Source organism: Variovorax rhizosphaerae (assembly GCF_037889975.1).
GTDB lineage: Bacteria > Pseudomonadota > Gammaproteobacteria > Burkholderiales > Burkholderiaceae_C > Variovorax > Variovorax rhizosphaerae.
Genome location: NZ_JBBKZT010000009.1, coordinates 38,239 through 64,811 on the forward strand (window position 1 = coordinate 38,239; position 26,573 = coordinate 64,811).

A 26,573-nucleotide genomic window follows, 5' to 3' on the forward strand; every position below is an offset into this window, starting at 1 on the left:
GGGATGGTCCCGCGACCGCGGTTCATCAAGCATCCGTTTGATGGCTGTCGACGCATCGATTTGCCGAACTCGCCCGTGTCGAATTCCGTGTTTCGTTTTGCCACCGTCTCAGGCCAGAGCATCCACTGGTTCCTGAAGCGCAATTGCTCGGTCACGCCGAGCCAGCTGGGCTGGCTCTACGCGTCGCTGTGCATCGTGTCGCTGGGCATCGGAACGGTGTTCTGGTGGCATGGCGCGCGGCTCGTGTTGCCGTTCGCGTGGCTTGAACTCACGGCCGTCGGTGTCGCCTTCATGCTGTATGCACGGCATGCGACCGATGGCGAAAAGATCGCGCTCCAGGAAGGTCGCCTGGTGGTGGAGCTGGAAAACGGCGGTCACTATGAGCGCACGGAATTTTTGCCGCACCAGGTGCGGGTCGAGCCGGAGGCCAGCGATCGTTCGCTGATCGAAGTCTCGGGGCAGGGTCGTTCGGTCAGGGTGGGGCGCTATGTGCGACCCGAGTTGCGCGCCGCGCTGGCGCGCGAGATTCGCATGGCACTGCGCGCGGCCTGAGTGGCGCGCGCGGGGCGGGCACCGGGCCAATGGGTTAACTGGTAATTGAAGAAGTACACACGATGAAGAGCATTTGGCGCAACAAGACCTGGCCGGCAACCCTGCTGCTGGCGGCCGGCGCGGTGATCAGTGGTGCTGCGAACGCAGTCGAAAACCTGCCGGGCGGCCCTTCGGTGCGCCAGTTGAACCTCCCCGTCGGCATCACCAAGATCGCGCAGGAACAGCATTTCCTGCACAACGCGATGATGGTCCTGTGCACGGTCATCTTCGTTGCCGTGTTCTCGGTGATGTTCTATTCGATCTGGAAGCACCGCCAGTCGGTGGGCCACAAGGCGGCCAACTTCCATGAATCGGTGGTGGTCGAAGTCATCTGGACCATCGTCCCCTTCATCATCGTGATCCTGATGGCGCTGCCAGCCACCAAGATCCTGGTTGCACAGAAGGACACCACCAACGCCGATCTCACCGTCAAGGTGACCGGCTACCAGTGGAAGTGGGGCTACGACTACCTCAAGGGCGAAGGTGAGGGCCTCGGTTTCATCTCCACGCTCGACAGCAGCCAGCGCGCCATGTCCGACGCCGGCGCCCATGGCGAGATGCCGAAGGACTACCTGTTCAAGGTCGACAACCCGCTGGTCGTGCCGGTCGACAAGAAGATCCGCATCATCACCACCGCCAACGACGTGATCCACGCGTTCGCCGTGCCGCAATTCGGCATCAAGCAGGACGCGATCCCCGGCTTCGTGCGCGACACCTGGTTCCGTGCCGAGAAGGTCGGCGACTACTACGGCCAATGCCAGGAACTCTGCGGCAAGGAACACGCCTACATGCCGATCCACGTGAAGGTGGTTTCCGCGGCCGACTACACCACCTGGGTGGACGGCAAGAAAAAGGAAGCCGCAGCCAAGCTCGACGACCCGAACAAGGTCTGGGCGCTGCCTGACCTGATGGCGCGCGGCGAGAAGGTCTACGCATCCAACTGCGCGGCTTGCCACCAGGCCAACGGCAAGGGCGCCGGCCCGATCAAGGCGCTCGACGCCAGCCCGACGGTCCTCAATGCCGACGCCGCAGTGCAACTCCACATCGTGCTGAACGGTCAGAACAACGGGGCCATGCCCGCCTGGAAGCAATTGAGCGACACCGACATCGCAGCCGTGGTGTCGTACACGAAGAATAGCTGGTCGAACAAGACGGGCCAATTGGTCCAGCCTGCCCAGGTCAAGGCCGAGCGCGCCAAGTAAGCGCCCCGAGCCCCACGATTTCCAAGGAAGATTCATGAGCGCAGTCCTCGACCCCCACGGTCACGCACACGGTCACGACGACCACGGCCACGACGATCATCACCACGCGCCGACTGGCTGGCGCCGCTGGGTGTTCGCGACCAACCACAAGGACATCGGCACGCTGTACCTGCTGTTCTCGTTCACCATGCTGATGGTGGGCGGCCTCTTGGCGCTGTTGATCCGCGCCGAGTTGTTCCAGCCTGGCCTGCAAGTCGTGAATCCCGAGCTGTTCAACCAGTTCACCACCATGCACGGCCTGATCATGGTGTTCGGCGCGATCATGCCGGCCTTCGTGGGCTTCGCGAACTGGATGATCCCGCTGCAGGTGGGCGCTTCCGACATGGCCTTCGCGCGCATGAACAACTTCAGCTTCTGGCTGTTGATCCCGGCCGCGATCATGCTGGTCGGTTCCTTCTTCATGCCCGGCGGCGCACCCGCGGCCGGCTGGACGCTCTACGCACCGCTGACGCTGCAGATGGGCCCGTCGATGGACGCCGGCATCTTCGCGATGCACATCATGGGCGCCTCGTCCATCATGGGCTCCATCAACATCATCGTGACCATCCTCAACATGCGCGCCCCCGGCATGACGCTGATGAAGATGCCGATGTTCTGCTGGACCTGGCTCATCACGGCCTACCTGCTGATCGCCGTGATGCCCGTGCTCGCCGGCGCCATCACCATGACGCTGACCGACCGCCACTTCGGCACCAGCTTCTTCAACCCCGCAGGCGGCGGCGACCCGGTGATGTACCAGCACATCTTCTGGTTCTTCGGTCACCCCGAGGTCTACATCATGATCTTGCCGGCCTTCGGCATCGTCAGCCAGATCGTGCCGGCCTTCGCCCGCAAGAAGCTGTTCGGCTACGCCTCCATGGTGTACGCCACCTCGTCGATCGCCATCCTGTCCTTCATCGTGTGGGCGCACCACATGTTCACGACCGGCATGCCGCTCACCGGCCAGCTGTTCTTCATGTACGCGACGATGCTGATCGCGGTGCCGACGGCGGTGAAGGTGTTCAACTGGATCGCGACGATGTGGCAGGGCTCGATGACCTTCGAGACGCCGATGCTGTTCGCCGTGGGCTTCATCTTCGTGTTCACCATGGGCGGCTTTACCGGCCTGATCCTGGCCGTGGCGCCGATCGACACGCAGTTGCAGGACACCTACTACGTCGTGGCCCACTTCCACTACGTGCTGGTGGCCGGCTCGCTCTACGCGATGTTCGCCGGCTACTACTACTGGTCCCCCAAGTGGACCGGCGTGATGTACAACGAAACGCGCGGCAAGGTCCACTTCTGGTGGTCGCTGATCTCGTTCAACGTCACCTTCTTCCCGATGCACTTCCTGGGCCTGGCCGGCATGCCGCGTCGCTATGCCGACTACCCGATGCAGTTCGCCGACTTCAATGCGGTGGCCTCGATCGGTGCGCTGTTCTTCGGCCTGGCACAGGTGTATTTCTTCTTCTTCATCGTGCTGCCGACCATGCTCGGCAAGGGCGAAAAGGCATCGCAAAAGCCATGGGAAGCCGCTGAAGGCCTGGAATGGGAAGTGCCGTCGCCCGCGCCGTTCCATACCTTCGAGACGCCTCCGCGCCTCGACCCGACCGCCACCAAGGTGATCGGTTGAAGCAAGCCCACGCCATGACGCCCGAACAGAAGAAGAACAACCGCCGCATGGGGCTGACGCTGGCCTCCATCGCGCTGCTGTTCTTCATCGGCTTCATCGTCCGCATGGTCTACATGGGCCGCTGAGGCACACGACGCCATTCCATGAGCATCGCCCAACGCATTCGTCGCGCCAACGTCCAGATGGTGGGCAAGCTCGCCATCGTGGCAGCGGGCATGTTCGCGTTTGGCTATGCGCTGGTGCCCCTGTATCGCGCGATCTGCGAAATGACCGGCATCAATATCCTGGCGCTCTCCGAACTCGAGGTGCCCGGCGGTGCCGCGGGCGGGAAGAACGTCAAGGTGCCGGCCAATACGCAGGTCGACAGGAGCCGCACCATCACGGTCGAGTTCGACGCCAACGTGCGCGGCGCCCTCTGGGACTTCAAGCCCGGCAGGGGTTCGATGGAAGTGCACCCTGGTGAGTTGAACACGGTGATGTACGAGTTCCAGAACGTCCAGAACCGTCGCATGGCCGCACAGGCCATCCCGAGCTACGCGCCGCAGCAGGCCGCGCCGTACTTCAACAAGCTGGAGTGCTTCTGCTTCAACCAGTACACGCTCGAGGCGGGCGAGAAGAAGCAGTGGCCCGTGGCCTTCGTGATCGACCCGAAGATCTCGAAAGACGTGAAGACCATCACCTTGTCGTACACCTTCTTCGAGGTGGGCGGCAAGACCCCCGCGGCGCCGACTGCCGCCGCACCGCAATTGCAAGTCGAGCCGAAATCGTGAGTACCGCCGTGGAACCTGTCGTACGAAAGGGCTCCCTGCTGCGCACCGTCAAGGCGGTGGCCTGGGGCTTCTTCGGCGTGCGCAAGAACAGCGCCTACCAGGAAGACATCGCCAGGCTCACGCCGTTGCACATCATCGCGGTCGGCCTCGTGGCCGTTGCCATGTTCGTGATCGGCCTGATCGTGCTGGTCAAGTTCGTGGTCGCGCCCTGACCCCCACAAGATTTGAATCGAGAGAAGAAAGCCAGGACCTGATATGAGTTCACCCACCCACGGCACCGCGCCCTACTACTTCGTGCCCGGCCCCTCGGCCTATCCGGTCATGGCCGCGACGGGGCTGCTCTTCGTGATCCTGGGCGCGGCCCAGTGGATCAACGGCCACGGCTGGGGTGCCTGGTCGCTGCTGGCGGGCATGATCATCTGGCTCGGCACGCTGTTCGTCTGGTTCCGCACTTCCATCCACGAAAGCGAAGGCGGGCAGTACGGCCACAAGGTCGATCTTTCCTTCCGCTGGAGCATGAGCTGGTTCATCTTCTCGGAGGTGATGTTCTTCGGTGCGTTCTTCACCGCGCTCTGGTGGACCCGGACGCACTCGCTGCCCGCGCTTGGCAGTCTTGACAATGCGCTGCTCTGGCCGGGTTTCAAGGCCGTGTGGCCGAGCGTTGCGGCAGGCTTTACCGGCTCGCCCGCCGGCATCGTCGAGCCTTTCCAGACCGTCGGCCCGTTCTGGCTGCCGACGATCAACACGGCACTGCTGTTGAGCTCCGGCGTCACCCTGACCATCGCCCACCACGCGCTGCGCGCCAACCATCGCGCCCAGTGCATCCGCTTCATGATCGTGACGGTGATCCTGGGGCTGTTGTTCCTGGGCGTGCAGGGGTACGAGTACTACCACCTCTACACGGACCTGAACCTCAAGCTGAATTCGGGCGCCTATGGGTCGACCTTCTTCATGCTCACCGGCTTCCACGGCTTCCATGTATTCATCGGCATGTTGATGCTGTTGTTCATCACCATTCGCTTGATGAACGGCAACTTCACGCCTGATCGCCATTTCGGTTTCGAGGGTGCTGCCTGGTACTGGCACTTCGTGGACGTGGTCTGGCTGGGCCTCTACATCCTGGTCTACTGGCTCTGATGGCACTCGACGGCACCCTTCAAAAGCGCCGCGAGGCGCTTTTTTCATGGCTGGGCGGCAATGCGGCCCGTTTGGACTTATCGACTGAGAGGAAGGCCCCCTGGCTGGATGTACCCAAGTTTCCAGGCCAGCAGGATGCACAGGAACAAAATCACCGACAAGGCAATCCGAACGGTGAGCGCGCGGGCCATACCACCGGACTTGGCGCGCCCGTCGCGCCCGTCCTTCAGCATGTAGTACAGCGCGAATCCGAGACTCGCCAGGATGCCCGCGAAGGCAAGGGCGACGACATATTTCATGGTTCCCATTATCGGCCGACCGCGCCTTCCCGTCCCTTGAACACTACCCCCCTGCAATCCGCGTCTCCCCTGCGGCGCGGTCGCTTCTGGCTGGTCACCGTCGCCGCCGTGCTCATGTTCACGGCCACCCTGTCGTTGGGGGAATGGCAGCTCTCGCGTGCGGCGCAAAAGCAAGCGCTACAGGCCGGGATCGAATCGCAAAAGACACTGCCGCCGCTCGACCAGCAGGATTTCCTGACCATGGGCAAGCCAGCGGAGGTCATGCATCGCCTGGTGCACTTGCGCGGCTTGTGGCTGGCGCCGCAGACGGTCTACCTCGACAACCGCCAGATGGGCGGCGTGCCCGGCTTCTACGTCGTCACGCCCTTCGCCATCGAAGGCAGCCAGCAGACGGTGATGGTGCAGCGCGGCTGGATCCAGCGCAACTTCGAGGACCGTACCAGGCTCCAGCCCGTGCAGACTCCCGCAGGCCTCGTTGAACTTGACGCGCGTATCGAAGCCCCACCGTCGCACTTGCTGGAATTGGGCAAGTCGCCTGCACCGCCGGCAGCGGCGGGGGAAGCGCCAGGGTCATCGCCGATCCGGCAAAATCTCGACCTTGAGGCGTTCAAGGCCGAATCCAAGCTGCCGTTGCGCACCGACGTCTCTCTGCAGCAAACCGGTGCCGCTTCCGAAGGATTGCATCGAGAGTGGCCGGCGCCGGCGTTCGGCATTGAAAAGCACTACGGCTACGCATTCCAGTGGTTCGGCCTCGCGGCCCTCGTCCTCATCCTTTATGTCTGGTTCCAAATTGTTGCCCCGTTCCGCCGTGCCCGCCGCGGCTGACGAGCCGCTCGGCTTGACCGTGCACTCGATGCCATCGCCGCAGGCGCTGGGCGTCGAGGCCGGCCGCCGCACCGTCTCAGGCCGTTGGAAGATGATCGCGGTGATGCTGATGTGCGCTGCGCCCGTCATTGCGTCCTACTTCACCTATTACGTGGTCCGTCCGGAGGGGCGCAGCGTCTACGGCGAACTGATCGAGCCTCAACGCAGCGTGCCGGCGATCAAGGCGGTCACGCGCGATGGTGCATCGGTGCCGCTGACTTCCCTCAAGGGCCAGTGGCTGATCGTGGCCGTGGCCGATGCGGCCTGCGATGCCTTGTGCGAGCAGCAGCTCTACCTGCAGCGCCAGTTGCGCGAGAGTCTCGGGCGCGAAAAGGAGCGCGTGGACCGCGTCTGGTTGATCAGCGACGCTGGCTCCCCGCCCGCGCGCCTGGACAACGGCCTGCGCGGCGCCACGGTGCTGCGCGTACCGCCCGCGCAGTTGTCTCAATGGCTGGCACCCGCGTCGGGCCACGCGTTGGCCGAGCACCTCTATGTGGTCGATCCGATGGGCAACTGGATGATGCGTTTCCCGGCCCGGATGGATGCCGCCGGAGCGTCGCGCGCCAAGCGCGACCTGGAGCGCCTGCTGCGTGCGTCTTCATCCTGGGACGAGCCGGGCCGATGACCCCCGCGACCGCGCCCTACGACCTGACGCCGATCGCCTGGCTCATGGGTACCGGCGTGCTCATCGCGCTCGGTCCGCTGCTGTGGGTGTGGCGGCGCAGCGCTGGCCATGGCGTCGCGAGGCGGCTGCACGCGCTGACCGTCCTGACGCTGTTCCTCACCTTCGATCTCACGCTGTTCGGCGCCTTCACGCGGCTGACGGACTCCGGCCTCGGCTGCCCCGATTGGCCTGGCTGCTACGGCAATGCCAGCCCGATGGGTGCGCGCCATGAAATCGCGATGGCGCAATCGCTCCAGCCAACGGGCCCGGTGACGCACGGCAAGGCCTGGATCGAGATGGTGCACCGCTACCTGGCCACCGGCGTCGGCGTGCTGATCGTCGTGTTGGCCGTGGCAACTTTCGTGGCATGGCGAAAGCAGCGCCGCGAGCCGGTCGCCGGTCGGCAGCATGCGCCGCTTCGGCCGGCGTGGCCGTTCGTGACGCTGGTGTGGGTCTGCCTGCAAGGCGCGTTTGGCGCGCTCACCGTCACGATGAAGCTCTATCCCGCGATTGTGACGCTGCATTTGCTAGGCGCCATCGTGCTGCTCTCGCTGCTGTGCATGCAGGCCGTGCGCTACCAGCAGGCTGCCAGCGATCGGTTGCCGACAGCCTTGCCTGCCGCGCTGCGCAACCTGCTCGTTGCGAGCAGCCTGCTGCTCGGTCTCCAGATCGCGCTAGGTGGCTGGGTCAGCACCAACTATGCGGTGCTCGCCTGCACCCAGTTCCCGACTTGCCAGGGCAGTTGGTGGCCGCCGATGAACTTCGTGCAGGGCTTCGAGATCTGGCGCGCGCTGGGGGTCAGTTCCGCCGGCCATCCGGTCGATTTTTCAGCGCTGACGGCGATTCACTATGTGCATCGGCTGATGGCCTACGCCGTCTTTATCGCTATCGCCGTGCTCGCCTGGCGCTTGCGCGCGTTGCCTGCGCTGCGCGCGCAGTCGAACTGGCTGGCCGGCCTGGCGCTGCTGCAACTCGCTACCGGTCTCGGCAACGTCCTGCTCGGCTGGCCGCTGCTGGCGGCCCTGCTCCACACGGGTGGCGCGGCTGCGCTGGCCGTGGTGATGGTCTGGACCTTGTGCGAAAGCCGGCGTGCGACGGTGCCACAGTCACAAGGAGCGCCCCGGCCGCTGCGCGGTTCAGGCACCATGGAGACGATATGAGCGCAGCTCCTAGCCACCCCAAGCAAGCTCGCAACCCCGCGGGGGGCAGCGGGGAGACGCCCGTCCCGCGCGAGGGGGGCTTTGCGCCGGTGCGAGCCTGCTTCAGAGAAGCTTCCGCCGCCGCTGTGCGAGACGCCAAATTCGAATGAGCACCCCTGTCCCCGTTCATCAAGCCACCAGCACCGCCAGCGTGCTGCGCCAGTTCTACGTGTTGACCAAGCCACGCGTGGTGCAACTCATCGTCTTCTGCGCCTTCATCGGCATGGTGCTCGCAGTGCCCGGCGTGCCGGGCTGGTTCGAGGTGCAGCGCGGGGCGCTGGCGTGCGCCGGCATCTGGCTCGTGGCCGGCGCGGCTGCGGCTTTCAATTGCCTCGTCGAAAAGGGCATCGACGCCAAGATGAAGCGCACCGCCTGGCGACCGACCGCACGCGGCCAACTGAGCGACCGCCAGGCGCTCATCTTCTCGGCGATGCTGTGTGCTGCGGGTTCCGCGCTGCTCTGGTTCGCGGTGAATCCGCTGACCATGTGGCTCACCTTCGCCACCTTCGTGGGGTATGCGGTGATCTACACCGTGATCCTGAAGCCGCTGACACCGCAGAACATCGTCATCGGCGGAGCTTCGGGCGCAATGCCGCCGGTGCTCGGCTGGGCGGCAATGCGCGGCGACGTCGGCCCGGAAGCGTTGATCCTGTTCCTCATCATCTTCCTGTGGACCCCGCCGCACTTCTGGGCGCTGGCACTCTATCGGGTCGAGGACTATCGCAAGGCCGGCCTCCCGATGCTGCCGGTCACGCACGGCAACGAGTTCACCCGGCTGCAGGTGTTGCTCTATACCTTCATCCTGTTCGCTGCTTGCCTCATGCCCTTCATCTACGGCATGAGCGGCTGGTTGTACCTGGCCGTGGCGGTGGGCGTGAGCATCGGCTTCACCGGCTATGCGTTTGCGCTCTGGCGCAACTATTCGGACCAGCTGGCGCGCAAGACCTTCCGCTTTTCACTGATCCACCTGAGCGTGCTGTTTGCAGCGCTCCTGGTCGACCACTACATAGGATGACCCACCCCCGAATGCACCTGTGGCGCTCCCCCTCGAGGGGGAGCACCCAGTGGCCCGGCAAAGCCGGCTCCACGGGCGCCTACGAAGGGGCTTCGATTCGCGCGCTTTGGTGTGATTGCAGCGCGATGAAAAACTGAAATGAGTCCGAGCACATGAACAAGCGAAATGCCATCAAGTGGATTGCCGCAGGCGCCGGCTGGACAGCGGCGGCAAGCGCGTTGGGCCTCGGCCTCACGGCCTGCAGCGAGAGCAAGCCCAGTTTCAATGCGGTCGACCTCACGGGCGCCGACTATGCCAAGGACTTCAAGCTGACCGATGCCGACGGCAAGGAGCGGAGCTTGGCCGACTTCAAGGGTAGGGTGGTCGTCCTGTTCTTCGGCTACGCGCAGTGCCCGGACGTGTGCCCGACGACCATGACCGAGATGGCGCAGGTCAAGCAGCAACTCGGCAAGGATGGCGACAAGCTGCAGGTCGTGTTCATCACGGTCGACCCGGCGCGCGACACGCCGGCGGTGATGAAAGCCTACATGGGCGCCTTCGACCCCGGCTTCGTCGCGCTGATCCCGACACCCGAACAGCTCGCGGCCATCGCGAAGGACTTCAAGGTCTACTTCAAGAAGGTCGAAGGCAAGACGCCGACGAGCTATTCGATGGACCACTCGGCAGCGAGCTATGTCTATGACACCCAAGGTCGCTTGCGCCTCTATGCGCGCTACGGTGCAGGCGTGGCGCCGATGGTGGCGGACATCAAGGCCTTGCTGAAGTCCTGAGCTTGCACAGGCTCAGGCGGTCGATCGCCTGGTCGACGCCCCGGGTGTTCGTCCCTCGCGAAGTGCGCGGAACCTGCTTCAGAATCCAAGAGGGTCGAAAGTGCGGATTCCTCCTCGCAACGATTCCGGCCGAAAAAAGCCCGGCACGTGGCCGGGCTTGTTGACGAAGGTATGCCGCTCTTTCAGGCAAAGCTCGCCAGCGACTTCTTCATCTTCTTCATCGCCGCCACTTCGATCTGGCGAATGCGCTCGGCGCTCACGCCGTAGTCGGCGGCCAGTTCATGCAGCGTCATGCCGCCGGAGCCGTCGTCGTTCACCTTGAGCCAGCGCTCTTCCACGATCCGGCGGCTGCGGTCGTCCAGCGCTTCCAGTGCGGTCGTGATGCCATCGCTCGACAGGCGGTCGCGTGCGCGCATTTCGAGTTGCGCGGTCGGCTCCTGCGTCGCGTCGGCCAGGTAGGCGATGGGGCCGAAGGCTTCGCCGTCATCGGACGGGCTCGGATCGAGCAGGATGTCGCCGCCCGAAAGGCGGGTTTCCATCTCGAGCACTTCCTCGCGCTTGACGTTCAGCTTGGCGGCCACCTGGCCCACTTCGTCGGCGCTCAGCGTGTCGCGGTGGGTATCTGCATCGATCGCAGCGGAGTCGGCCTTGAAACCCTGCTTCATGGACCGCAGGTTGAAGAACAGCTTGCGCTGGGCCTTGGTCGTCGCGACCTTGACCATGCGCCAGTTCTTCAGGATGTACTCGTGGATCTCGGCCTTGATCCAGTGCATGGCGTAGCTCACCAGCCGCACGCCCTGGTCGGGGTCGAAACGCTTCACGGCCTTCATCAGTCCGACGTTGCCTTCCTGGATCAGGTCGCCGTGGGGCAGGCCGTAGCCGAGGTATTGGCGGGAGATGGAGACGACCAGGCGCAGGTGCGACAGCACCAGCGCGCCCGCGGCCTCCAGGTCATTGTTGTCGCGCAGCTTGCGTGCGTAGCCCTGCTCTTCGTCGAGCGTGAGCAGCGGCAGCCGGTTGGCGACCGAGATATAGGCGTCGAGATTGCCAAGCGGCGGAACGACGGACCACGGGTTCGCGACCGCGAGCGACTTGGCAGAGACTCCAGACAGTGCTGTCATTGAGGAAGCTCCTTTCATTCGGGACATATTAGCACTCGGTTAGAGGGAGTGCTAAGCACAGGGTTCCCCCTGATAGCTATCGAACCGATAGTTTTATCGATGGCCGTGAACTCCTGCAGGAATACATAAAAACGCATTTGTGTAGCGTCTACGTATCAAAAAGGACGCAATGCTAAATGTTACTTAAAGTCAACTAACGCTTGAGGCACATTTTTACGGCCGGGCCCCAAGCCGCTGCGTATCCCTCGCGAGAACCCTGCGATGGCCCATCTGTTGTTGATGTCGAAAACCAGTTCGCCCAAGCAAATCGAACTGGCCTAGGAGCGCATCCTGATCGGGCGCGACATGACCAGCGATCTCCAGATCGATCGTCAGCGCGTCAGCCGCCATCATGCCGAGTTGCGCACCGAAGGGGCCACCACCTGGGTGATTGACCTCGCCAGCAGCAACAGCACTTTCGTCAACGGCCACAAGGTGCAGCAAGCGACGTGATGCGCATCGGGGATATCGAACTGCGCTACCTCAACCGCCCGGGCTCCTACACGCTTCCCAGGGAACTGACCTTGGCCGAGTGACCGCGGCCAAGCCTCGCAAACTTACCAGCGCACACCCAGCCGGTCATAAATCCGCGTCACCACGAACAGCGGGCCGACCCAGAGGTACTGGATGTCCTCGAAGAACGATGGCTTCCGGCCTTCGATCTTGTGGCCGATGAACTGGAAGATCCAGGCGACCACGAACACCGCCGCGCAAACCGGCAGGACCGACTCCCCGAGGCCGCGCACCGCAGCCAGCACGACCACCGTCCCCAGGGCCATCGTGACCCACAGCACCGTCGAGCGCAGCATCGCGTAATAGACCAGGCTTGCGGCCGTGAACGCGTATGCCACCCACGGGTGCAGCGCGTACAGCAGCCCGACGATGCTCAGCAGGATGGCCGGGATCGCGACGAAATGGATCAGTTCGTTGCGCGGGTTGCGATGGCTTTCGCCATAGTGGGCGAGCAGTCGGTCGAGCTTGCGCTCGGTGCCCGACAGGGGCGCGTGGGCTGTGTTCATGAATGTCTCCAATGGTCGCGCAATGCGGCGATGATGCCACCGCGGCCTGCCTTCAGCGAGGGTGGGAACCCACGGAAAAGGTCTGTGCGAGCAGGGTCCGCCAATCGCTGCCTGGCGGCATGTTCGCCAGCACCCGGTCGAGGCGATGGTCGATCAGCAGCATGGAAAAGCCGTGCACCAGCGACCAGGCGCGAACCATGGCCGCGCCCTGCTCGGGCGTGATAGGTGCGCGGGCGGCCGCGGCATCGCCAATACCCAGCCTTGCGGCCATCGACCCGGCGAGCGCGGCCTGCGCGTCGTCGATGGCCTGGCGCAGGGCGGGGCGCTGGAGGTCGAGCCGTTCGCTACGGAACATCAGCACGAACATGCCGGGATGCGCCTTTGCGAAGCCAACGTAGGCGCTGCCCATTTCGTCGAGCCGTTCCTCGGCGGAGCCGGAAGTGACCGTGTCCATTGCGGCCTTCAGGTCGCTCGTGAACTGGCGGAAGCCCACGGCCGCCAGTTCGCTCAGCAATCCGCTCAGGTCGCCGAAGTGATTCTTGGGCGCGGCATGCGACACACCGGCGGCGCGCGCGGCGGCACGCAGGGTCAGCCCTTCGATGCCCTCGGCCTCCAGGATGTGCTGCGCGGCTTCGAGCATGGCGGCGCGGAGGTCGCCGTGGTGATAAGGCGTGGCAGCGGCGCGGGGTGGCATGAATTTCGATTGATATTGACGTTGTAAATTTTACTTGACGGGAACTTCGAGGGCGGGTTCAATCTGCATATTTACAGCGTAAACATAACCTTCGAGGAGCCTCGATGAACACGCCGCCAACGACCGCCGCGCCGTCCCTCTACGGCAGCGCCCTCGCCATCGAATGCGATGCTGCATTCCTGCCCGTCCAGGGAGAGTTGCCGGAGGGTCTCGACGGCACGCTCTATCGCAACGGTCCGAATCCGCAATTCCCCGACGCCAATGCCCATTTGTTCGGCGGCGACGGCATGCTGCACGCCTTCACGCTGGACGGCGGCAAGGCGAGCTACCGGAATCGATGGGTGCGCACCGCGCATTGGCAAGCGGAGCGTGCGGCCGGCCATCGGCTCTTCGATGCCTATGGTCGGAATCTCGATGGCAGCAGCAATGAATCCGTGGCCGACGAAGGCGCAGCCAACACCAACGTGGTCTGGTACGCCGGCCGCCTGCTCGCACTGGAAGAGGCGCACCTGCCGGTGGAGATCGACCCTGTCACGCTGTTGTCGCGCGGCCAGACGAACTTCGGCGGCGCGCTGGTCGGCCCCTTCACCGCTCATCCAAAGATGGACCCGGCCACCGGCGAACTCCTGTTCTTCGGCTACAACGCCACCGGCCCGTTGTCCGCCGGCATGAGCCACGGCAGCATCGATACGGCGGGCCGCGTGAGCCGCTTTGAGCGCTTCGATGCGCCGTATGCCAGCATGGTCCATGACTTTGCCGTCACCGGGCGACACCTGCTGTTCCCGATCCTGCCCCTCACGGGCAGCATGACGCGCATGCAGCAAGGCCGGCCGCCCTATGCCTGGGAGCCTGAACTCGGCGCCCGCGTCGGCGTCTTGAAGCGCGGTGCGCCGGTCGAGCAGATGCGATGGTTCGAGGGCGACAGCGGCTATGTCTTCCACGTGATGAACGCCTGGGAAGAGGGCGAGCGCATCGTGGCCGATGTGATGCGCTATGACGAGCCGCCGCTGTTCCCCCATCCCGACGGCCGCCCGACCGACCCCTCGCGCAGCGTGGCGCGCCTGTGCCGCTGGACCTTTGACCTGGCCGGCGAAAGCGATCGCTTCACGCAGACGCCGATGGACGATCTGGCTACCGAATTCCCCCGCTTCGACGAGCGCTACTCGGGCCTTCAGTACCGCCATGGCTGGGCCGCCTGCCAACGCGAGGCCGTGCGCGGCGCGGGCTACGAGGGGTTGGTGCATTACGACTTGGCGAGCGGAAAGCGGAATCTCTATTGGCTGCCCGCGGGCGACCGCATCTCCGAACCGGTGTTCGTGCCTCGCGCCGACGATGCGGCGGAAGGCGACGGCTGGCTGCTCGCGGTCGCGTGGCGCGCCGGGCAGAACCGCAGCGAGCTGGCCGTCTTCAATGCTGGCGCCATCGCCGACGGCCCGGTCGCGACGGTGCAGTTGCCGCACCGGGTGCCCGCAGGCTTCCACGGCAACTGGGTGGCCGGACAATTCGTGCGCTGAGCGCATCACAACTCTCACTGGAGACCAAACATGGGCATTCTTCTGAGCTTTGCGCCCTTCGTCCTTTACGCGCTGATGTCCCGTTCGGCGCCGCTCACCGTCTCGCTGTTCTCGGCCGCCGCCGTGGCCCTGGCGCTGCTGCTGCGCGACCGTCTCATCCGCCACCGCGCGCCGAAGCTGCTTGAGATCGGCACGGTGCTGCTGTTCGGCGGACTCGGCCTCTACGTGTTGCTGACCGGTGGCGCCTGGAGCATCCCGGAGGTGCGGCTGGCGGTGGACGGCGGCCTGCTGCTGATCGTGCTGTTCACGATGCTGATCCGCCAGCCCTTCACATTGCAATACGCGCGGGAGCAGGCGCCCAAGGAATTCCATGACTCACCGAAGTTCCTGGCGGTCAACCAGGTCCTGACCGCAGTCTGGGCCTTGGCCTTCGCACTGATGACCGGCGCGGATCTCATCATGGCGCGCCTGCCGCAAGTGCCGCTGGCCGTGGGCATTGCCATCACTGTCGGCGCCCTTGCCGGCGCCGCATGGTTCACGGGTTGGTATCCGAGCCGGCTGCGTCGCGCCGCTGAACTCAGCCGAGCAGCGCCTGCGCAAACTCGCGCGCGCTGAAGGTCTCCAGGTCTTCCAGTTTCTCGCCGACGCCGACGAAATACACTGGGATCGGCCGCTCGCGCGCAATCGCGGCCAGCACGCCGCCACGGGCCGTGCCGTCGAGCTTGGTGACGATCAGGCCGGTCAGGCCCAGCGCATCGTCGAAGGCCTTGACCTGTGCCACTGCGTTCTGGCCGGTGTTGCCGTCGATGACCAGCAACACCTCGTGCGGCGCGGATGCGTCGGCCTTGGTCACCACGCGCTTGATCTTCTTCAGCTCGTCCATCAGGTGGATCTGCGTTGGCAGGCGACCGGCGGTGTCGACCAGCACCACGTCCTTGCCGCGCGCCTTGCCGGCCTTGACCGCGTCGAAGCTGACGGATGACGGGTCGCCGCCTTCGTTGCTCACGATCTCGACCGTGTTGCGGTCGGCCCAGACCAGCAATTGCTCGCGCGCTGCGGCGCGGAAGGTGTCGGCCGCGGCCAGAAGCACGGCGCAGCCTTCGTCTGCGAGGTGCTTGGTGAGCTTGCCGATGGAAGTGGTCTTGCCCGCGCCGTTGACGCCGGCCACCATGATCACGGTGGGCGTGTGCTCGCCGATGACGAGTTGCTTCTCCAGTGGCTTGAGCAGATCCGTGAGCACGTCGGCCAGCAGAACCCGCACTTGGGCGGCATCGGTGGCGATGGTGCTCTTGACGCGGCCGCGGAGTTCCTCGAGCAGTGACTCGGTGGCCTTCACGCCGGTGTCGGCCATCAGCAGCGCGGTTTCGAGTTCCTCGTAGAGGTCTTCGTCGATTTGCGCATTGACGAACACGGCCTGGATACCGGTGCCGGTCTTCTTGAGGCCCGTCTTGAGCTTGGCGAGCCAGCCAGCGCGCTCTTGTCCGGTCGGTGCCTGGGGCGGCGGCGCGGCGCGATAGGGCGAGGGCTTGCGTTGCTCCGCGGGTGTTGCGATCGGGGTCGGTGCGGGTGCAAGGTCGCGCAGGAACGCGGGGACTTCGCCAGGTGCGCCCGTTGGCACGGCGACCGATGGTGGCACTGGCGGCGGTGGCTTGAATGCGAGCGGCGCGGCAGGGGGCGGCTTGGTCCAGCGCGGCGGCAGGAAGGGGGCTGCGGCTGGTACTGGCGTGGGCGCTGGGGGTGCGGGTGCAATGGCTGCATCGGGCTGCGCCGGGGCAGGCGTCGATACTGATGAGCCCGCCCCACCAGGGCGATCAAGCTGAGAAGGCAAAGCCACATCGACTGGAGGCGGCAGGTCGCGCAGGAACGCAGGCACCTCCTGCTCCACCGTGCCCGGCGCTATCGTCGACGCAGGGGGTAAAGAAGGAGCGGGCGCCTGGGGCGACTCATCCTCGGATTTTTTTTTCTTGAAGAAACTGAACATCGCAGCGTTTTTACAATCGACCCATTCTATGAAACGCCCTTCGCCACGCCGCGCTGCGTTCGGTGCGGTGCTGGCCTCGGCGCTCGTTGCGCTCTGGGCCGCACCCGCTGCTGCGCAAAATCCACCCTCCGCCAACCCTGCCGCGCAGTCCACGCAAGCGCAGCAGTTCACGCTGGCCAATGGCATGACGCTGATCGTCAAGCCCGACCGTCGCGCGCCCACCGCCGTGCAGATGGTGTGGGTGCGCGTCGGCGCCATGGACGAGGTCGACGGCACCTCGGGCGTGGCCCATGCGCTCGAACACATGATGTTCAAGGGCACGAAGGATCTCAAGCCCGGTGAATTCTCGCGTCGCGTGGCCGCGCTGGGCGGGCGCGAAAACGCATTCACCACGCGTGATTACACCGGCTACTACCAGCAGATCCCGATGGGCAAGCTGGAAGATGTGATGAAGCTGGAATCCGACCGCTTCGCCCGCAACCAATGGGGGGACGACGAGTTCAAGCGAGAGATCGAGGTAGTCAAGGAAGAGCGCCGCCTGCGCACCGAGGACCAGCCGCGATCCTTGCTTGGCGAGCAGCAGAACGCCGCCGTGTTCATCGCGTCGCCCTATCACCGGCCGGTGGTGGGCTGGATGAGCGACCTCGATGCGATGACGCCGCAGGACGTGCGCGACTTCCATCAGCGCTGGTATGTGCCGGCCAATGCGGCGCTCGTGGTGGCCGGCGATGTCGATGTGCAGCAGGTGCGCAAGCTGGCCGAGAAATATTACGGCAGCATTCCGGCTCGCGCGGTGCCGGTGCGCAAGCCGCGCACCGAGCCCGAGCAGCGCGGCATCCGCCGCATCGAGTTCAAGGCGCCGGCCGAGCAGTCGTACGTGTCGCTGGCTTTCCGCTCGCCCAAGCTCGAAAGCCTCGATGGCGAGAGCGATGCATGGGCGCTGGTGGTGCTGTCGGCCTTGCTCGACGGCTATGCCGGCGCCCGGCTGGATCGCGCGCTGACGCAAGGCCCGGATCGCGTCGCCGACTCCGCCGGTTCGTACGCGGGCTTCATCGGCAGGGGGCCGCAGCTGTTCGGGCTCGAAGGCGTGCCTGCCCCAGGCAAGACGCCCGAGCAGGTGGAGGCCGCGTTGCGTGCGGAAGTGGCCCGCGTCGCCAAGGATGGCGTCGGCGCAGCCGAGCTCGCACGCGTCAAGACCCAATGGGTGGCGAGCGAGACCTACAAGCTCGACTCGGTCATGGCGCAGGCGCGCGAACTGGGCAGCAACTGGATCCAGGGCCTGCCGCTGGATGCGAGCAGCAAGATGATCGCCAAGCTGCAGGCGGTCACGGCCGAGCAGGTGCAGGCGGTCGCCGGCAAGTACTTCGGCGACGACCAGCTCACGGTGGCCACGCTTCGGCCGCTGCCCCTCGACAAGAATCGCCGCCCGCGCCCCGCGCCCCCGGGCGAACTGCGCTGAAAGATGCCAAGCACCATGTTTGCTTTCCAAAGATTCACTGCGGGCGCCTTGCTGGTCTGCGTCGGGGCACTGTTCGCAACCCATTCACAGGCGGCCGTGCCGATCCAGCACTGGACCTTGCCCAACGGCGCGCAGGTCTGGCTCGCGAGCGTCGACTCGCTGCCGATCGTCGACCTGCAGCTCGACTTCGACGCCGGCAGCCGGCGCGACCCGGCGGCGCAGGCCGGGCTGGCCAGCGTCTCGGCCGGCATGGTCGAGAAGGGTGTTCGCGCGGCGCCGGGCTCCGGCCCGTATCCGCAGGCGATGGACCAGAACGCGCTCGGCGAGGCCTGGGCCGACCTGGGCGCCAGCTTCGATGCGGGCGCCGGCCCCGAGCGCACCAGCTTCAGCCTGCGCACGCTGTCCGATCCGCCGCTGCTCGACAAGGCCGTGGCGCTGGCTGCACGCGAGATCGGCGAGCCTTCGTTCCCGGAAGACATCTGGAAACGCGAGCGCGAACGCATCGGCGCTGCGATCAAGGAAGCCAACACCAAGCCCGACACGATCGCATCGCGCACCTTTTCGCAGGCGGTCTATGGCAGCCATCCTTTCGGCGCGGAGGTGACCGAGGAGTCGCTCGCGCGCATCGATACCGCGGCGATGCGCACGCGCTATGAACAACTCATCGTGCCGTGCCGCGCCAAGCTGAGCATCGTCGGCGCCGTCACGCGGCCGCAGGCGGAATCGATCGCGATGACGCTGCTGTCGCGCCTGCCCGCGCAATCTGCAGGATGCGCCGCGCTGCCGCCGGTGCCGGAGGTGCTGCCGCTCGCCGCCGCGAAGGAAGAGCGCATTCCGTTCGCCTCCGCGCAGGCGCATGTCTACATCGGCGAGCCGGGCTATCCGCGCAGCGACCCGGACCATTTCGCGCTGAACCTCGGCAACTACATCCTGGGCGGCGGCGGCTTCGTGTCGCGCCTTACCGAGCAGGTGCGCGAGAAGCGCGGCCTGGCCTACAGCATCTACAGCGGCTTTGCGCCAGGCCTGCATGCGGGCGCCTTCCGCATCGGCTTCCAGACCCGGCCCGACCAGGCCGCCGAGGCGACGAAGCTGTCGCGCGAGGTGCTGGCCAAGTACGTGGCCGATGGCCCGACCGAGGCTGAATTGAAGGCCGCGAAGGACAACCTGATCGGCGGCTTTCCGCTGCTGCTCGACAGCAATCGCAAGCTGCTCGGCAACGTCGCCAACATCGCCTGGTACGGCCTGCCGCTGGACTACCTCGACACCTGGACGACACGCATGAACGCCATCACAGTCGCCGACGTCAAGGGCGCGCTCCAGCGCAAGCTGCATCCGGACCGGATGGTGACCGTCATCCTCGGCGGCAAGGAATGACGACGCGCCGGGGTGCATGGCCGCGGTTAAGCTCGGCCCGATGAGGAAAGAAACCGCACCCAAGGCCAGCGTCAAGCCGGCAGCCAAGCCAGGCAAGCCCGCAGCAAAGACCCCGCGCCACAAGTCGCCCCTGCCACGCCAGATCCGCATCATCGGCGGCCAATGGAAGCGTACCCGCCTGGCGGTGGCCGACAAGCCTGGCCTGCGCCCCACCCCCGATCGTGTACGCGAGACGCTGTTCAACTGGCTCGCCAGCCTGGCCGGCGCGGGTGGCGGCGAATTGCCCGGCTGGCATTGCATCGATGCCTTCGCCGGCACCGGCGCCTTGGGCCTCGAAGCGGCCTCGCGCGGTGCCGTCAGCGTCATCCTCTGCGAGCAGGACGCCGACCTGGTCGCACAACTGCAGGCCATCAAGGGCAAGCTCGATGCCCCGGCCTTGCGTGTCGAGCGCGGCAACGGCGTGACCGCCGTCGAACGCGCGCCCGCGTGCAGCCTGCATGCGGTGTTCCTCGATCCCCCCTTCGAGCAGGCCGCGCTCTACGAACCCGCGCTGCGTGCCGCTGCACGCGCGCTGCATGCCGATGGCGCCGTGTACCTCGAGGCGCCGCGGCGCTGGACCGATGACGAACTCGCCCCGCTGGGCCTGGTCGGCTTCCGCTACCTGAAGGCCGGCGCGGTGCATGCGCATCTGCTGCGCCGATCGACCGTTGCGGCTGCATAATCCGCCCGACCCCAAATCGAACAGTCCGGCGGCGGAGGAGAACCAAGAGATGTCCAGCGTGATTGCCGTGTACCCCGGGACCTTCGATCCCATGACCCTCGGTCACGAAGACGTGGTGCGGCGTGCCACGCAACTGTTTTCGCACGTCATCGTTGCCGTAGCTGCGGGCCATCACAAGAAGGCGCTGTTCTCGCTCGAGGAGCGCATGGGCATGGTGCGCGAAGTGGTCGAGCCCTTCAAGGAACTGGTGACGGTCGAGAGCTTCTCCGGCCTGCTGCGCGACTTCGTGGTCGCGCGCAACGGCAAGGCGATGGTGCGCGGCCTGCGTGCCGTCACCGACTTCGACTATGAATTCCAGCTGGCCGGCATGAACCGCACGCTCATGCCGAACGTCGAGACGGTGTTCCTGACGCCCAGCGACAAGTACCAGTTCATCTCCAGCACCTTCGTGCGCGAGATCGCGACGCTGGGCGGCGAGATCGACAAGTTCGTGTCGCCGGGAGTGCGCAAGAAGCTGGCGGCCAAGGTCCGTGCCCTGGGGCGCGAATGATGCGCCCATTTGCGGCATGAGCGAACTCGCCCCCCCCCGGCTCCACGCGCTCGGCGATGCCGCCCTGCTGTGCGAACTGCCGGCACCTGCGCAACTGGCGGTGCAGCAAAGGATCTGGGCGCTTGCGGCGGAAGCGGTGCGGTGGCCCGGCGTCGGTGAAGCGCTGCCGGGCATGAACAACCTCACCTTGATGTTCGACCCCTCGCTCGCGGATGCGGAGGCTCTCGGGGCGCGCGTGCTGGCGCTCTGGCCAAAGCTCAAGGTCGGCACCATTGCCGGGCGGGAGGTGCAAATCCCGGTCGCCTATGGTGGCGACGAGGGGCCGGACCTCGGCGATGTCGCAGCGCACACCGGCCTGTCGCCCGAGGAAGTGGTGCGACGCCATTGCGCCGGCGAGTACGTCGTCTACCTGCTCGGATTCCTTCCGGGCTTTGCGTTCATGGGTGGCCTCGCGCCCGAACTGGCAGCGCCGCGCCGTGCCGAACCCCGTACGACGGTGCCCGCCCGATCGGTCGGCATAGGCGGCGAGCAAACCGGCATCTATCCCGTGGCCTCGCCCGGGGGGTGGAACCTCATCGGACGCACGTCCCTCGAGATGTTCGATCCGAGTGCAGCGGAACCGACGTTGCTGCGCCATGGTGACCGTGTGCGCTTCGTCGCGGAAAGCGTGCACACGTGATCACCGTCCTGCGCCCTGGCATCCTGGCCTCGGTCCAGGACTTGGGCCGGCATGGTCACCGACAACTCGGCATCTGCCCCGGCGGCGCGTTGGACACGCTGGCGCTCACCCTGGCGAATCGGCTGGTCGGCAATCCGGACGGTGCCGCCGGGCTCGAAATCACCATGGGCAACTGCGAACTGCGCTTTGAAACCGCCACGCGCATCGCGCTGGCCGGCGACGATTTTTCCGCGCGCCTGGATGGCCGGCGGTTGTGGCCTTGCTGGAGCGTGGCGGTCGAGGCCGGGCAGACGCTCAGGCTGGGCGGCGCGAACGAAACGGGCCGCAAGCCCGGCCTGCGCACTTGGTTCGCGGTGGCGGGCGGTATCGACGTACCGCCGGTGCTGGGGTCGCGCAGCACCGACCTGAAGGCCGGGTTCGGCGGTTGCGAGGGGCGAGTGCTGCGCAAGAACGATTCCCTTGCCGTGGGCGCTTCCGCGCTTGATGAGGCGCAGCGAACACGTCGCCCGTTCGGCCTGCGCCAGCCTGCGTGGGCGGCGGGCGAGGGCAGCGCGGAGCCGATCTCGCTGCGTGTCATGCAGGGCCCGGAGTACGAGCAGTTCCTGGTGGCGGCCCGCGCGGCATTGTGGAGCGACGCGTGGCGCATCACGACCCACAGCAACCGGATGGGCAGCCGGCTCGCTGGCACGGAACTGAAGCGCCGGCGCCATGCCGACATGCTGTCGTCCGCCGTCATCCCCGGCACGATCCAGGTGCCACCCTCCGGGCAGCCGATCATCCTCATGGGCGATGCGCAGACCACGGGCGGCTATCCGCGCATTGGCGTGGTCATTCGTGCCGACCTCTGGAAGCTGGCCCAGGCGCCGCTCAATGGGCGCTTGCGGCTGCTCGAGGTCGATGCCGCTGCCGCGCGGGCGGCTTGGGACGCCCAACAGCTCTACCTGCGGCAAGTCGCGCAAGGGCTGCAGGCGGCCAACTGGCCCTTGCAGACGTAGACTGCAACGGTGTGAGTCTTTCTGCGCAGGCCCACCGATCTCTGCTCTGCGGCCCCTCACCGTACCCGTGTACGGCGAGGCCCGCGAACCGGCCTCCTGGCAGGTGGCCGCGCTGCAAAAAGCTTCACGCCTTTGCGTCGCGAACAAGTCTTCCGGGCCGATGGCAGTGCCGCGGAGTGCCGCGGAGCGAGGCGACACGTGTGTGCAACGACTTCGGGGAGAACCAAATGTCCATCGATCTGAACGCCGATCTCGGCGAAGGCTGTGAGAACGACGAGGCGCTGATGGCGCTGGTGAGTTCGGCCAACATTGCCTGCGGCTGGCATGCGGGCGACGCGATGACCATGCGCCAGTGCGTGCGCTGGGCACTCAAGAATGGCGTGGCCATCGGCGCGCATCCGAGCTTTCCGGACCGCGAGAATTTCGGCCGCAGCGAGATGAGCCTGCCGGCCGACGAAATCATCGCCGGCACGCTGTACCAGATCGGCGCGCTTGCGGCCATCGTCAAGGCGGAGGGCGGCGCCTTGGCGCACGTCAAGCCGCATGGTGCGCTCTACAACCAGGCGGCGAAGGACCCGGTGTTGGCGGATGCTCTGTGCGAGGCAGTCAGGCGTTTCGATCCGTCACTCCGCTTCTTCGGGCTGGCGGGCAGCGGCATGATCACCGCGGCGCGCCGAGCCGGCCTGCAGCCGGTGGAAGAGGTGTTTGCCGATCGCAGCTACAACGCCGATGGCAGCCTGGTCAGCCGCAAGCTGCCAGGTGCGCTCATCGAGGACGATGCACAGGCCATCGCCCAAGCCATCTCGTTGGTGCGAGACCACAGGGTTCGGGCCATCGATGGCAGTTCCGTGGCTGTGAATGCCCAGACCGTCTGCCTGCACGGCGACGGCGCCCACGCACTGCAGTTCGCCAAAAGCATCCGCGAAAAGCTGGGCGCCGAAGGCATTGAAATACATGCCGTATGTTGAAACAAAGTGAACTATTTTTCTTTTTCCGGCACGAGCGCGTGCTTTGGCAGATAATGCCGCAGCTTTCCCGCAAATTGCTGCGGGTTGGCAAACGGTGATAGGTCGGTTTCGCGCCACAGCGGTTTTGTTTGTTGTGATTCTGGGACTCCATCGCTTTTGTTTCTTGTTATTTGAGGAGTCCAAAAAATGGGCAAAAAACTGTACGTGGGCAATCTTGCCTATTCGATCCGTGACAACGACCTGGAACAGGCCTTCGGCCAGTACGGCTCTGTTGCCAGCGCCAAGGTCATGATGGAACGCGACACCGGTCGTTCCAAGGGTTTCGGTTTTGTCGAAATGGGCAGCGACGCTGAAGCGCTCGCAGCCATCGAAGGCATGAACGGCCACGCACTCGAAGGCCGTAGCCTGACGGTGAACGAAGCTCGTCCGATGGAACCCCGTCCTTCGGGCGGTTTCGGTGGCGGCGGCGGCCGTAGCGGTGGTGGCGGCGGCTACGGCGGCGGCGGTGGCCGCAGCGGTGGTGGCGGCGGCTACGGTGGTGGTAGCGGCGGCGGTTACGGCGGTGGTGGCGGTGGCTACGGCGGCGGCAACAGCCGCGGTGGCTACTAAGCACTCGCTGCTTTGAACAAAAGGGCTCCTTCGGGAGCCTTTTTTGCGTCTGGCTGCCACGTCAGGGGGTGAAGGTTGCGTAGCGGGGGGGCGCCAGCCAAGAGCCCACCTCGCGCCGTGCAGCCACGCTCCCATGCGACGCGCAGCGCAAACTCGAGGTCGCCGGCTGGAGCATCAGCACGGCGACTCGGCCCGCGACTCAGCCGGTGAGTCGGTCAAGCCAGCTGCGCAGCGATGCATTGACCAGCGCCGGCTTTTCCATGGTCAACATGTGGCCACAGTCCGGCACCCAGACCAGTTCCGCGCCCGGCGCCAGTGCCGCGATTTCTCGTGAGCATTCCGGCGGGGTCAGGCGGTCGGTGTCGCCGCACATCACCAGCACCGGGCAGCGCAGCCCGGGCAGTTGTCTGCGCGCATCGGGACGCTGCATCAAGGCGCGGTTCTGGTTGATCATTTGCTCGGCGCCGGCGTCGAGCATCATGCGCAGGTAGCGGGCCACCATCGCCTTGTCGGCGGCCTGCGTCGGGTGGAACGCGAACACCACGTTGGGCTCGATCACGCTGCGTACGTCGCCGCGCTGGAACAGTTCGATGGCGGACTCTCGCAGTGCGCGCATGTCGGGTGTCTCCGGACGCGGGTTGGTGCCCAGGAGCGCCAGTCCCTGGATGCGTTCAGGCGCCTGCCGCGCGGCTTCCATTGCGATCATGCCGCCCATCGACGCGCCGCAAAGGACCAGCGGGCCTTCGTGCGCTTCCAGCACGTCGCGCGCCATCTCCTCGATCGTCGGGTGGCGCATGTGGGCGTCGCTCACGGCGGGTGCCATGTGGCTGGGGATCGCTGGCCACTGGTCTTGCCAGAGGCGGTCGTCGCACGCGAGGCCGGGAAGCAGGACAAGTTGAGGCATGGCGCGCGCGTCGGGAGGAATGGCATTGCAAGGATGCCAACGATTCTGGCATCGACACCAGATTGAAGCGTGCGAATGGGACAATGCGAGCACCCACTATGCAAATTTCTACCAACCTGATCCTGATCCGTCACGGCGAAACCGACTGGAACCGCGAACTGCGCTTTCAAGGGCACGTCGACGTGCCCCTCAACGACATGGGCCACGAGCAAGCTCGCCGGCTCGGGCTGCGGCTGGCCGGTGAGCCGATCCAGCAGGTGATCAGCAGCGACCTGATGCGCGCGCAGCAGACGGCGACGCCCGCGGCGCAGCAGCTCAAGCTACCGATCGTCACCACCGTGGGCTTGCGCGAGCAACACTTCGGCGTGGCCGAGGGGCTGCGCGCCGACGAGATCCGCGCGTTGCATCCGCGTGCCTGGGAGCAGTGGCTCGAATTCCGCGAGGAGAACTCGATGCCTGAGGGCGAATCGGCGCTGGCGTTCCATGCGCGGATCATGGCAGCGCTGGGCCGCATCGCGACGACCTACGCTGGGCAGAACGTGCTGGTCGTGACGCATGGCGGCGTGCTGGACATGGTCTGGCGTACCGCCAAGGGGATGAGCCTGAGCGGGCCGCGGCAAAGCGACATTCCGAACGCCGGGGTCAATCGCATCCGGCTGGCCGATGCGTCGCAGCCGACGCGCATCGAGATCCTCGAGTGGGCCGATGCCGCGCACCTGAAGGACCTGCCGCCGCAGCCGACCTACGACCAGCGGCGCCACCTCGCGCCTGTGCCTGGCCTCAAGTCCTCGACAAACGCCGGCTGATCTCTTTCGGCGTCCTGATCAGCGGGCCGTCGGTGGTTTCCAGCTGGGCGCACAGGAACTGCTCGCTGCCGGCCAGCAGTCCGCGGTAGAGCAACTCGCACAGTTCGCGTGCGCGCAGGCCGGGCCAGTCGACGGGCAGCAGGGCGGCGGGCAGGTTCGGGTCGCGCAGCAGCACGCGGCGGTATTCGTGGATCAGCAGGGTGCGCAGGAAGAAGGCCTCGGCCTGGGTCAATGACTCCAGGAGCGCCTCGGCGGGCGCGAAGCGGGCGATGAACTGCTGCCATGCCTGTTCGACTTTCGCGAGCTTGAAGGTGTCATGCATGAGGGCCTGGAGCGGCTTGCGGCCGTAGTCGTCGAGGCTCTGCGCGCTCAGCACGGCGACGCGGTCTTCCGCCTTGGCAGCCCGCAGGATTTCCTGCAGCGATTGATGGTCCACATGCGGGTGCGCGAAGATGCCCGGCGAGAGCTGGCCGAAGCTCTCCCACAGCAGTTCGCGCTTCAGGTGCTGGCGCATGCTGGCGCGCATGCCGTTCTCCAGCAGCACCAGCGTCCAGCGGCCGTCCCACGTGGGCAAGCTGAATTCGTAGATGCGCCGGTCCGCATGCCGCACGCGCTGCAGGCCGATGTCCGACAGGCCGTAGTAGCTGCGCCGCCCGATGCGCGTGGCGGTGAACCAGTCGTCCGCGGTGAGGCGGAATGCACTGGTTCGCACCAGCCGCGACGAGAGGCCGAAAGGCTCCGCCAGGTCGATCAGGTTGCCCAGCCAGACGGACTGCTTGCGCGGCGCGATCGCATCGCCATAGATGGTGATCAACACGGAGTTGGAGCGCATGACAAGCCCGCGGCGCAGCCTGGCGACGCGAGGGGAAATCTGTGCTTCGAGCTTTGCGTCGGGCATGTCTTGCTCCTGAAGTGATACACAGGCTTCGATTGTATGAGTCCGTTTGTATCACTACC

At 65.7% G+C, this 26,573-nt stretch carries 31 protein-coding genes; 24 read left to right on the forward strand and 7 right to left on the reverse strand.

The window, feature by feature from the left end:
- Nucleotides 1–75 precede the first annotated feature (75 nt).
- The 7 genes from WKW82_RS19680 to WKW82_RS19710 all read left to right on the forward strand — a co-directional run bounded on the left by WKW82_RS19680 (nt 76) and on the right by WKW82_RS19710 (nt 5,372).
- Nucleotides 76–552: a DUF2244 domain-containing protein gene (locus WKW82_RS19680; RefSeq protein ID WP_340344028.1), complete on the forward strand. Its 477-nt coding sequence runs from the start codon at nt 76–78 to the stop codon at nt 550–552.
- Between the two features lie 62 nt (nt 553–614).
- The gene (coxB, locus tag WKW82_RS19685) at nt 615–1,793 is read left to right on the forward strand and encodes a cytochrome c oxidase subunit II (protein ID WP_340344029.1); all 1,179 of its coding nucleotides are present in this window, start codon (nt 615–617) and stop codon (nt 1,791–1,793) included.
- A gap of 34 nt (nt 1,794–1,827) precedes the next feature.
- Nucleotides 1,828–3,465 (forward strand): cytochrome c oxidase subunit I, encoded by a 1,638-nt coding sequence (ctaD, locus tag WKW82_RS19690; protein WP_340344030.1) that lies wholly within the window; start codon nt 1,828–1,830, stop codon nt 3,463–3,465.
- A 14-nt stretch (nt 3,466–3,479) separates the two neighbouring features.
- Nucleotides 3,480–3,590 (forward strand): cytochrome oxidase small assembly protein, encoded by a 111-nt coding sequence (locus WKW82_RS19695; protein ID WP_340344333.1) that lies wholly within the window; start codon nt 3,480–3,482, stop codon nt 3,588–3,590.
- A gap of 18 nt (nt 3,591–3,608) precedes the next feature.
- Nucleotides 3,609–4,235 carry a cytochrome c oxidase assembly protein gene (locus WKW82_RS19700; protein WP_340344031.1) on the forward strand — a complete coding sequence of 209 codons (627 nt, stop codon included), beginning with the start codon at nt 3,609–3,611 and terminating at the stop codon, nt 4,233–4,235.
- Entirely contained in the window at nt 4,232–4,447 is a 216-nt protein-coding gene (locus tag WKW82_RS19705; protein ID WP_340344032.1) for a DUF2970 domain-containing protein, read from the forward strand. The genes WKW82_RS19700 and WKW82_RS19705 overlap by 4 nt, the downstream gene beginning before the upstream one ends.
- 43 nt (nt 4,448–4,490) lie before the next feature.
- Nucleotides 4,491–5,372, forward strand: coding sequence for a cytochrome c oxidase subunit 3 (locus WKW82_RS19710; protein WP_340344033.1), 882 nt, complete (start codon nt 4,491–4,493; stop codon nt 5,370–5,372).
- A 77-nt stretch (nt 5,373–5,449) separates the two neighbouring features.
- On the opposite strand, the gene WKW82_RS19715 is transcribed toward WKW82_RS19710, so the two are convergent.
- Nucleotides 5,450–5,680 carry a twin transmembrane helix small protein gene (locus WKW82_RS19715; protein ID WP_340344034.1) on the reverse strand — a complete coding sequence of 77 codons (231 nt, stop codon included), beginning with the start codon at nt 5,678–5,680 and terminating at the stop codon, nt 5,450–5,452.
- Between the two features lie 105 nt (nt 5,681–5,785).
- On the opposite strand from WKW82_RS19715, the gene WKW82_RS19720 reads away from it, so the two are divergent.
- From WKW82_RS19720 to WKW82_RS19740, 5 genes are all read left to right on the forward strand, one after another.
- Nucleotides 5,786–6,496 carry an SURF1 family protein gene (locus WKW82_RS19720; protein ID WP_340344334.1) on the forward strand — a complete coding sequence of 237 codons (711 nt, stop codon included), beginning with the start codon at nt 5,786–5,788 and terminating at the stop codon, nt 6,494–6,496.
- The gene (locus WKW82_RS19725) at nt 6,447–7,160 is read left to right on the forward strand and encodes a hypothetical protein (RefSeq protein WP_340344035.1); all 714 of its coding nucleotides are present in this window, start codon (nt 6,447–6,449) and stop codon (nt 7,158–7,160) included. The genes WKW82_RS19720 and WKW82_RS19725 overlap by 50 nt, the downstream gene beginning before the upstream one ends.
- Complete coding sequence (locus WKW82_RS19730) at nt 7,157–8,359, forward strand: COX15/CtaA family protein (RefSeq protein ID WP_340344036.1); 1,203 nt, start codon at nt 7,157–7,159, stop codon at nt 8,357–8,359. The genes WKW82_RS19725 and WKW82_RS19730 overlap by 4 nt, the downstream gene beginning before the upstream one ends.
- Nucleotides 8,360–8,504: 145 nt before the next feature.
- The gene (gene cyoE, locus WKW82_RS19735) at nt 8,505–9,413 is read left to right on the forward strand and encodes a heme o synthase (RefSeq protein ID WP_340344037.1); all 909 of its coding nucleotides are present in this window, start codon (nt 8,505–8,507) and stop codon (nt 9,411–9,413) included.
- Nucleotides 9,414–9,565: 152 nt separating this feature from the next.
- Complete coding sequence (locus tag WKW82_RS19740; protein WP_340344038.1) at nt 9,566–10,183, forward strand: SCO family protein; 618 nt, start codon at nt 9,566–9,568, stop codon at nt 10,181–10,183.
- Between the two features lie 182 nt (nt 10,184–10,365).
- On the opposite strand, the gene rpoH is transcribed toward WKW82_RS19740, so the two are convergent.
- Nucleotides 10,366–11,304, reverse strand: coding sequence for an RNA polymerase sigma factor RpoH (gene rpoH / locus WKW82_RS19745; RefSeq protein ID WP_340344039.1), 939 nt, complete (start codon nt 11,302–11,304; stop codon nt 10,366–10,368).
- Between the two features lie 333 nt (nt 11,305–11,637).
- On the opposite strand from rpoH, the gene WKW82_RS19750 reads away from it, so the two are divergent.
- Nucleotides 11,638–11,796 (forward strand): FHA domain-containing protein, encoded by a 159-nt coding sequence (locus WKW82_RS19750; protein ID WP_340344335.1) that lies wholly within the window; start codon nt 11,638–11,640, stop codon nt 11,794–11,796.
- 104 nt (nt 11,797–11,900) lie between these two features.
- Here WKW82_RS19750 and WKW82_RS19755 read toward each other — a convergent pair whose 3' ends face one another.
- Both WKW82_RS19755 and WKW82_RS19760 read right to left on the reverse strand, forming a co-directional pair.
- The gene (locus WKW82_RS19755) at nt 11,901–12,362 is read right to left on the reverse strand and encodes an Mpo1 family 2-hydroxy fatty acid dioxygenase (RefSeq protein ID WP_340344040.1); all 462 of its coding nucleotides are present in this window, start codon (nt 12,360–12,362) and stop codon (nt 11,901–11,903) included.
- Nucleotides 12,363–12,414: 52 nt separating this feature from the next.
- Nucleotides 12,415–13,056: a TetR/AcrR family transcriptional regulator gene (locus WKW82_RS19760; protein ID WP_340344041.1), complete on the reverse strand. Its 642-nt coding sequence runs from the start codon at nt 13,054–13,056 to the stop codon at nt 12,415–12,417.
- A gap of 104 nt (nt 13,057–13,160) precedes the next feature.
- Here WKW82_RS19760 and WKW82_RS19765 point away from each other — a divergent pair, with 104 nt between their 5' ends.
- Together WKW82_RS19765 and WKW82_RS19770 are read left to right on the forward strand one after the other, a co-directional pair.
- Nucleotides 13,161–14,570, forward strand: coding sequence for a carotenoid oxygenase family protein (locus WKW82_RS19765; RefSeq protein ID WP_340344042.1), 1,410 nt, complete (start codon nt 13,161–13,163; stop codon nt 14,568–14,570).
- Between the two features lie 30 nt (nt 14,571–14,600).
- Nucleotides 14,601–15,185, forward strand: coding sequence for a hypothetical protein (locus WKW82_RS19770; protein ID WP_340344043.1), 585 nt, complete (start codon nt 14,601–14,603; stop codon nt 15,183–15,185).
- On the opposite strand, the gene ftsY is transcribed toward WKW82_RS19770, so the two are convergent.
- Nucleotides 15,148–16,398, reverse strand: coding sequence for a signal recognition particle-docking protein FtsY (gene ftsY, locus WKW82_RS19775; RefSeq protein WP_422823538.1), 1,251 nt, complete (start codon nt 16,396–16,398; stop codon nt 15,148–15,150). The two genes, WKW82_RS19770 and ftsY, sit on opposite strands and share 38 nt — an antisense overlap.
- A 181-nt stretch (nt 16,399–16,579) precedes the next feature.
- On the opposite strand from ftsY, the gene WKW82_RS19780 reads away from it, so the two are divergent.
- From WKW82_RS19780 to WKW82_RS19815, 8 genes are all read left to right on the forward strand, one after another.
- Nucleotides 16,580–18,010, forward strand: a complete 1,431-nt coding sequence (locus tag WKW82_RS19780; protein WP_340344045.1) for a M16 family metallopeptidase — start codon at nt 16,580–16,582, stop codon at nt 18,008–18,010.
- Between the two features lie 15 nt (nt 18,011–18,025).
- Nucleotides 18,026–19,384 (forward strand): M16 family metallopeptidase, encoded by a 1,359-nt coding sequence (locus tag WKW82_RS19785; protein ID WP_340344046.1) that lies wholly within the window; start codon nt 18,026–18,028, stop codon nt 19,382–19,384.
- Between the two features lie 40 nt (nt 19,385–19,424).
- Nucleotides 19,425–20,105 (forward strand): RsmD family RNA methyltransferase, encoded by a 681-nt coding sequence (locus WKW82_RS19790; protein ID WP_340344047.1) that lies wholly within the window; start codon nt 19,425–19,427, stop codon nt 20,103–20,105.
- A gap of 49 nt (nt 20,106–20,154) precedes the next feature.
- Entirely contained in the window at nt 20,155–20,655 is a 501-nt protein-coding gene (gene coaD, locus WKW82_RS19795; RefSeq protein ID WP_340344048.1) for a pantetheine-phosphate adenylyltransferase, read from the forward strand.
- A gap of 16 nt (nt 20,656–20,671) precedes the next feature.
- The gene (gene pxpB / locus WKW82_RS19800; protein WP_340344049.1) at nt 20,672–21,334 is read left to right on the forward strand and encodes a 5-oxoprolinase subunit PxpB; all 663 of its coding nucleotides are present in this window, start codon (nt 20,672–20,674) and stop codon (nt 21,332–21,334) included.
- Nucleotides 21,331–22,329 carry a 5-oxoprolinase subunit C family protein gene (locus WKW82_RS19805; RefSeq protein WP_340344050.1) on the forward strand — a complete coding sequence of 333 codons (999 nt, stop codon included), beginning with the start codon at nt 21,331–21,333 and terminating at the stop codon, nt 22,327–22,329. Before pxpB ends, WKW82_RS19805 begins: the two co-directional genes overlap by 4 nt.
- Before the next feature lie 227 nt (nt 22,330–22,556).
- Nucleotides 22,557–23,297, forward strand: a complete 741-nt coding sequence (gene pxpA / locus WKW82_RS19810; protein WP_340344051.1) for a 5-oxoprolinase subunit PxpA — start codon at nt 22,557–22,559, stop codon at nt 23,295–23,297.
- A 186-nt stretch (nt 23,298–23,483) separates the two neighbouring features.
- Nucleotides 23,484–23,906: an RNA recognition motif domain-containing protein gene (locus WKW82_RS19815; RefSeq protein ID WP_340344052.1), complete on the forward strand. Its 423-nt coding sequence runs from the start codon at nt 23,484–23,486 to the stop codon at nt 23,904–23,906.
- A 199-nt stretch (nt 23,907–24,105) separates the two neighbouring features.
- Here WKW82_RS19815 and WKW82_RS19820 read toward each other — a convergent pair whose 3' ends face one another.
- Nucleotides 24,106–24,810, reverse strand: coding sequence for an alpha/beta fold hydrolase (locus WKW82_RS19820; RefSeq protein WP_340344053.1), 705 nt, complete (start codon nt 24,808–24,810; stop codon nt 24,106–24,108).
- Between the two features lie 98 nt (nt 24,811–24,908).
- On the opposite strand from WKW82_RS19820, the gene WKW82_RS19825 reads away from it, so the two are divergent.
- On the forward strand, nt 24,909–25,616 hold the full coding sequence (locus WKW82_RS19825; RefSeq protein WP_340344054.1) for a histidine phosphatase family protein: 708 nt from the start codon (nt 24,909–24,911) through the stop codon (nt 25,614–25,616).
- Here the strand turns inward: WKW82_RS19825 and paaX are convergent.
- Nucleotides 25,591–26,514, reverse strand: coding sequence for a phenylacetic acid degradation operon negative regulatory protein PaaX (gene paaX, locus WKW82_RS19830; RefSeq protein WP_340344055.1), 924 nt, complete (start codon nt 26,512–26,514; stop codon nt 25,591–25,593). The two genes, WKW82_RS19825 and paaX, sit on opposite strands and share 26 nt — an antisense overlap.
- Nucleotides 26,515–26,573 lie beyond the last annotated feature (59 nt).

Bases quoted from the DNA above. Each gene is read 5' to 3' on its own strand.
- WKW82_RS19700 (WP_340344031.1), top strand. From the start codon at position 3,609: ATGAGCATCGCCCAACGCATTCGTCGCGCCAACGTCCAGATGGTGGGC.
- WKW82_RS19825 (WP_340344054.1), top strand. From the start codon at position 24,909: ATGCAAATTTCTACCAACCTGATCCTGATCCGTCACGGCGAAACCGAC.
- WKW82_RS19740 (WP_340344038.1), top strand. From the start codon at position 9,566: ATGAACAAGCGAAATGCCATCAAGTGGATTGCCGCAGGCGCCGGCTGG.
- ctaD (WP_340344030.1), top strand. From the start codon at position 1,828: ATGAGCGCAGTCCTCGACCCCCACGGTCACGCACACGGTCACGACGAC.
- WKW82_RS19785 (WP_340344046.1), top strand. From the start codon at position 18,026: ATGTTTGCTTTCCAAAGATTCACTGCGGGCGCCTTGCTGGTCTGCGTC.
- WKW82_RS19755 (WP_340344040.1), bottom strand. From the start codon at position 12,362: ATGAACACAGCCCACGCGCCCCTGTCGGGCACCGAGCGCAAGCTCGAC.
- WKW82_RS19760 (WP_340344041.1), bottom strand. From the start codon at position 13,056: ATGCCACCCCGCGCCGCTGCCACGCCTTATCACCACGGCGACCTCCGC.
- pxpA (WP_340344051.1), top strand. From the start codon at position 22,557: ATGTCCATCGATCTGAACGCCGATCTCGGCGAAGGCTGTGAGAACGAC.
- rpoH (WP_340344039.1), bottom strand. From the start codon at position 11,304: ATGACAGCACTGTCTGGAGTCTCTGCCAAGTCGCTCGCGGTCGCGAAC.
- pxpB (WP_340344049.1), top strand. From the start codon at position 20,672: ATGAGCGAACTCGCCCCCCCCCGGCTCCACGCGCTCGGCGATGCCGCC.
- WKW82_RS19820 (WP_340344053.1), bottom strand. From the start codon at position 24,810: ATGCCTCAACTTGTCCTGCTTCCCGGCCTCGCGTGCGACGACCGCCTC.
- cyoE (WP_340344037.1), top strand. From the start codon at position 8,505: ATGAGCACCCCTGTCCCCGTTCATCAAGCCACCAGCACCGCCAGCGTG.
- WKW82_RS19725 (WP_340344035.1), top strand. From the start codon at position 6,447: ATGTCTGGTTCCAAATTGTTGCCCCGTTCCGCCGTGCCCGCCGCGGCT.
- WKW82_RS19710 (WP_340344033.1), top strand. From the start codon at position 4,491: ATGAGTTCACCCACCCACGGCACCGCGCCCTACTACTTCGTGCCCGGC.
- WKW82_RS19720 (WP_340344334.1), top strand. From the start codon at position 5,786: ATGTTCACGGCCACCCTGTCGTTGGGGGAATGGCAGCTCTCGCGTGCG.
- coaD (WP_340344048.1), top strand. From the start codon at position 20,155: ATGTCCAGCGTGATTGCCGTGTACCCCGGGACCTTCGATCCCATGACC.
- WKW82_RS19765 (WP_340344042.1), top strand. From the start codon at position 13,161: ATGAACACGCCGCCAACGACCGCCGCGCCGTCCCTCTACGGCAGCGCC.
- paaX (WP_340344055.1), bottom strand. From the start codon at position 26,514: ATGCCCGACGCAAAGCTCGAAGCACAGATTTCCCCTCGCGTCGCCAGG.
- WKW82_RS19780 (WP_340344045.1), top strand. From the start codon at position 16,580: ATGAAACGCCCTTCGCCACGCCGCGCTGCGTTCGGTGCGGTGCTGGCC.
- WKW82_RS19815 (WP_340344052.1), top strand. From the start codon at position 23,484: ATGGGCAAAAAACTGTACGTGGGCAATCTTGCCTATTCGATCCGTGAC.
- WKW82_RS19770 (WP_340344043.1), top strand. From the start codon at position 14,601: ATGGGCATTCTTCTGAGCTTTGCGCCCTTCGTCCTTTACGCGCTGATG.
- WKW82_RS19730 (WP_340344036.1), top strand. From the start codon at position 7,157: ATGACCCCCGCGACCGCGCCCTACGACCTGACGCCGATCGCCTGGCTC.
- WKW82_RS19715 (WP_340344034.1), bottom strand. From the start codon at position 5,680: ATGGGAACCATGAAATATGTCGTCGCCCTTGCCTTCGCGGGCATCCTG.
- coxB (WP_340344029.1), top strand. From the start codon at position 615: ATGAAGAGCATTTGGCGCAACAAGACCTGGCCGGCAACCCTGCTGCTG.
- WKW82_RS19790 (WP_340344047.1), top strand. From the start codon at position 19,425: ATGAGGAAAGAAACCGCACCCAAGGCCAGCGTCAAGCCGGCAGCCAAG.
- WKW82_RS19695 (WP_340344333.1), top strand. From the start codon at position 3,480: ATGACGCCCGAACAGAAGAAGAACAACCGCCGCATGGGGCTGACGCTG.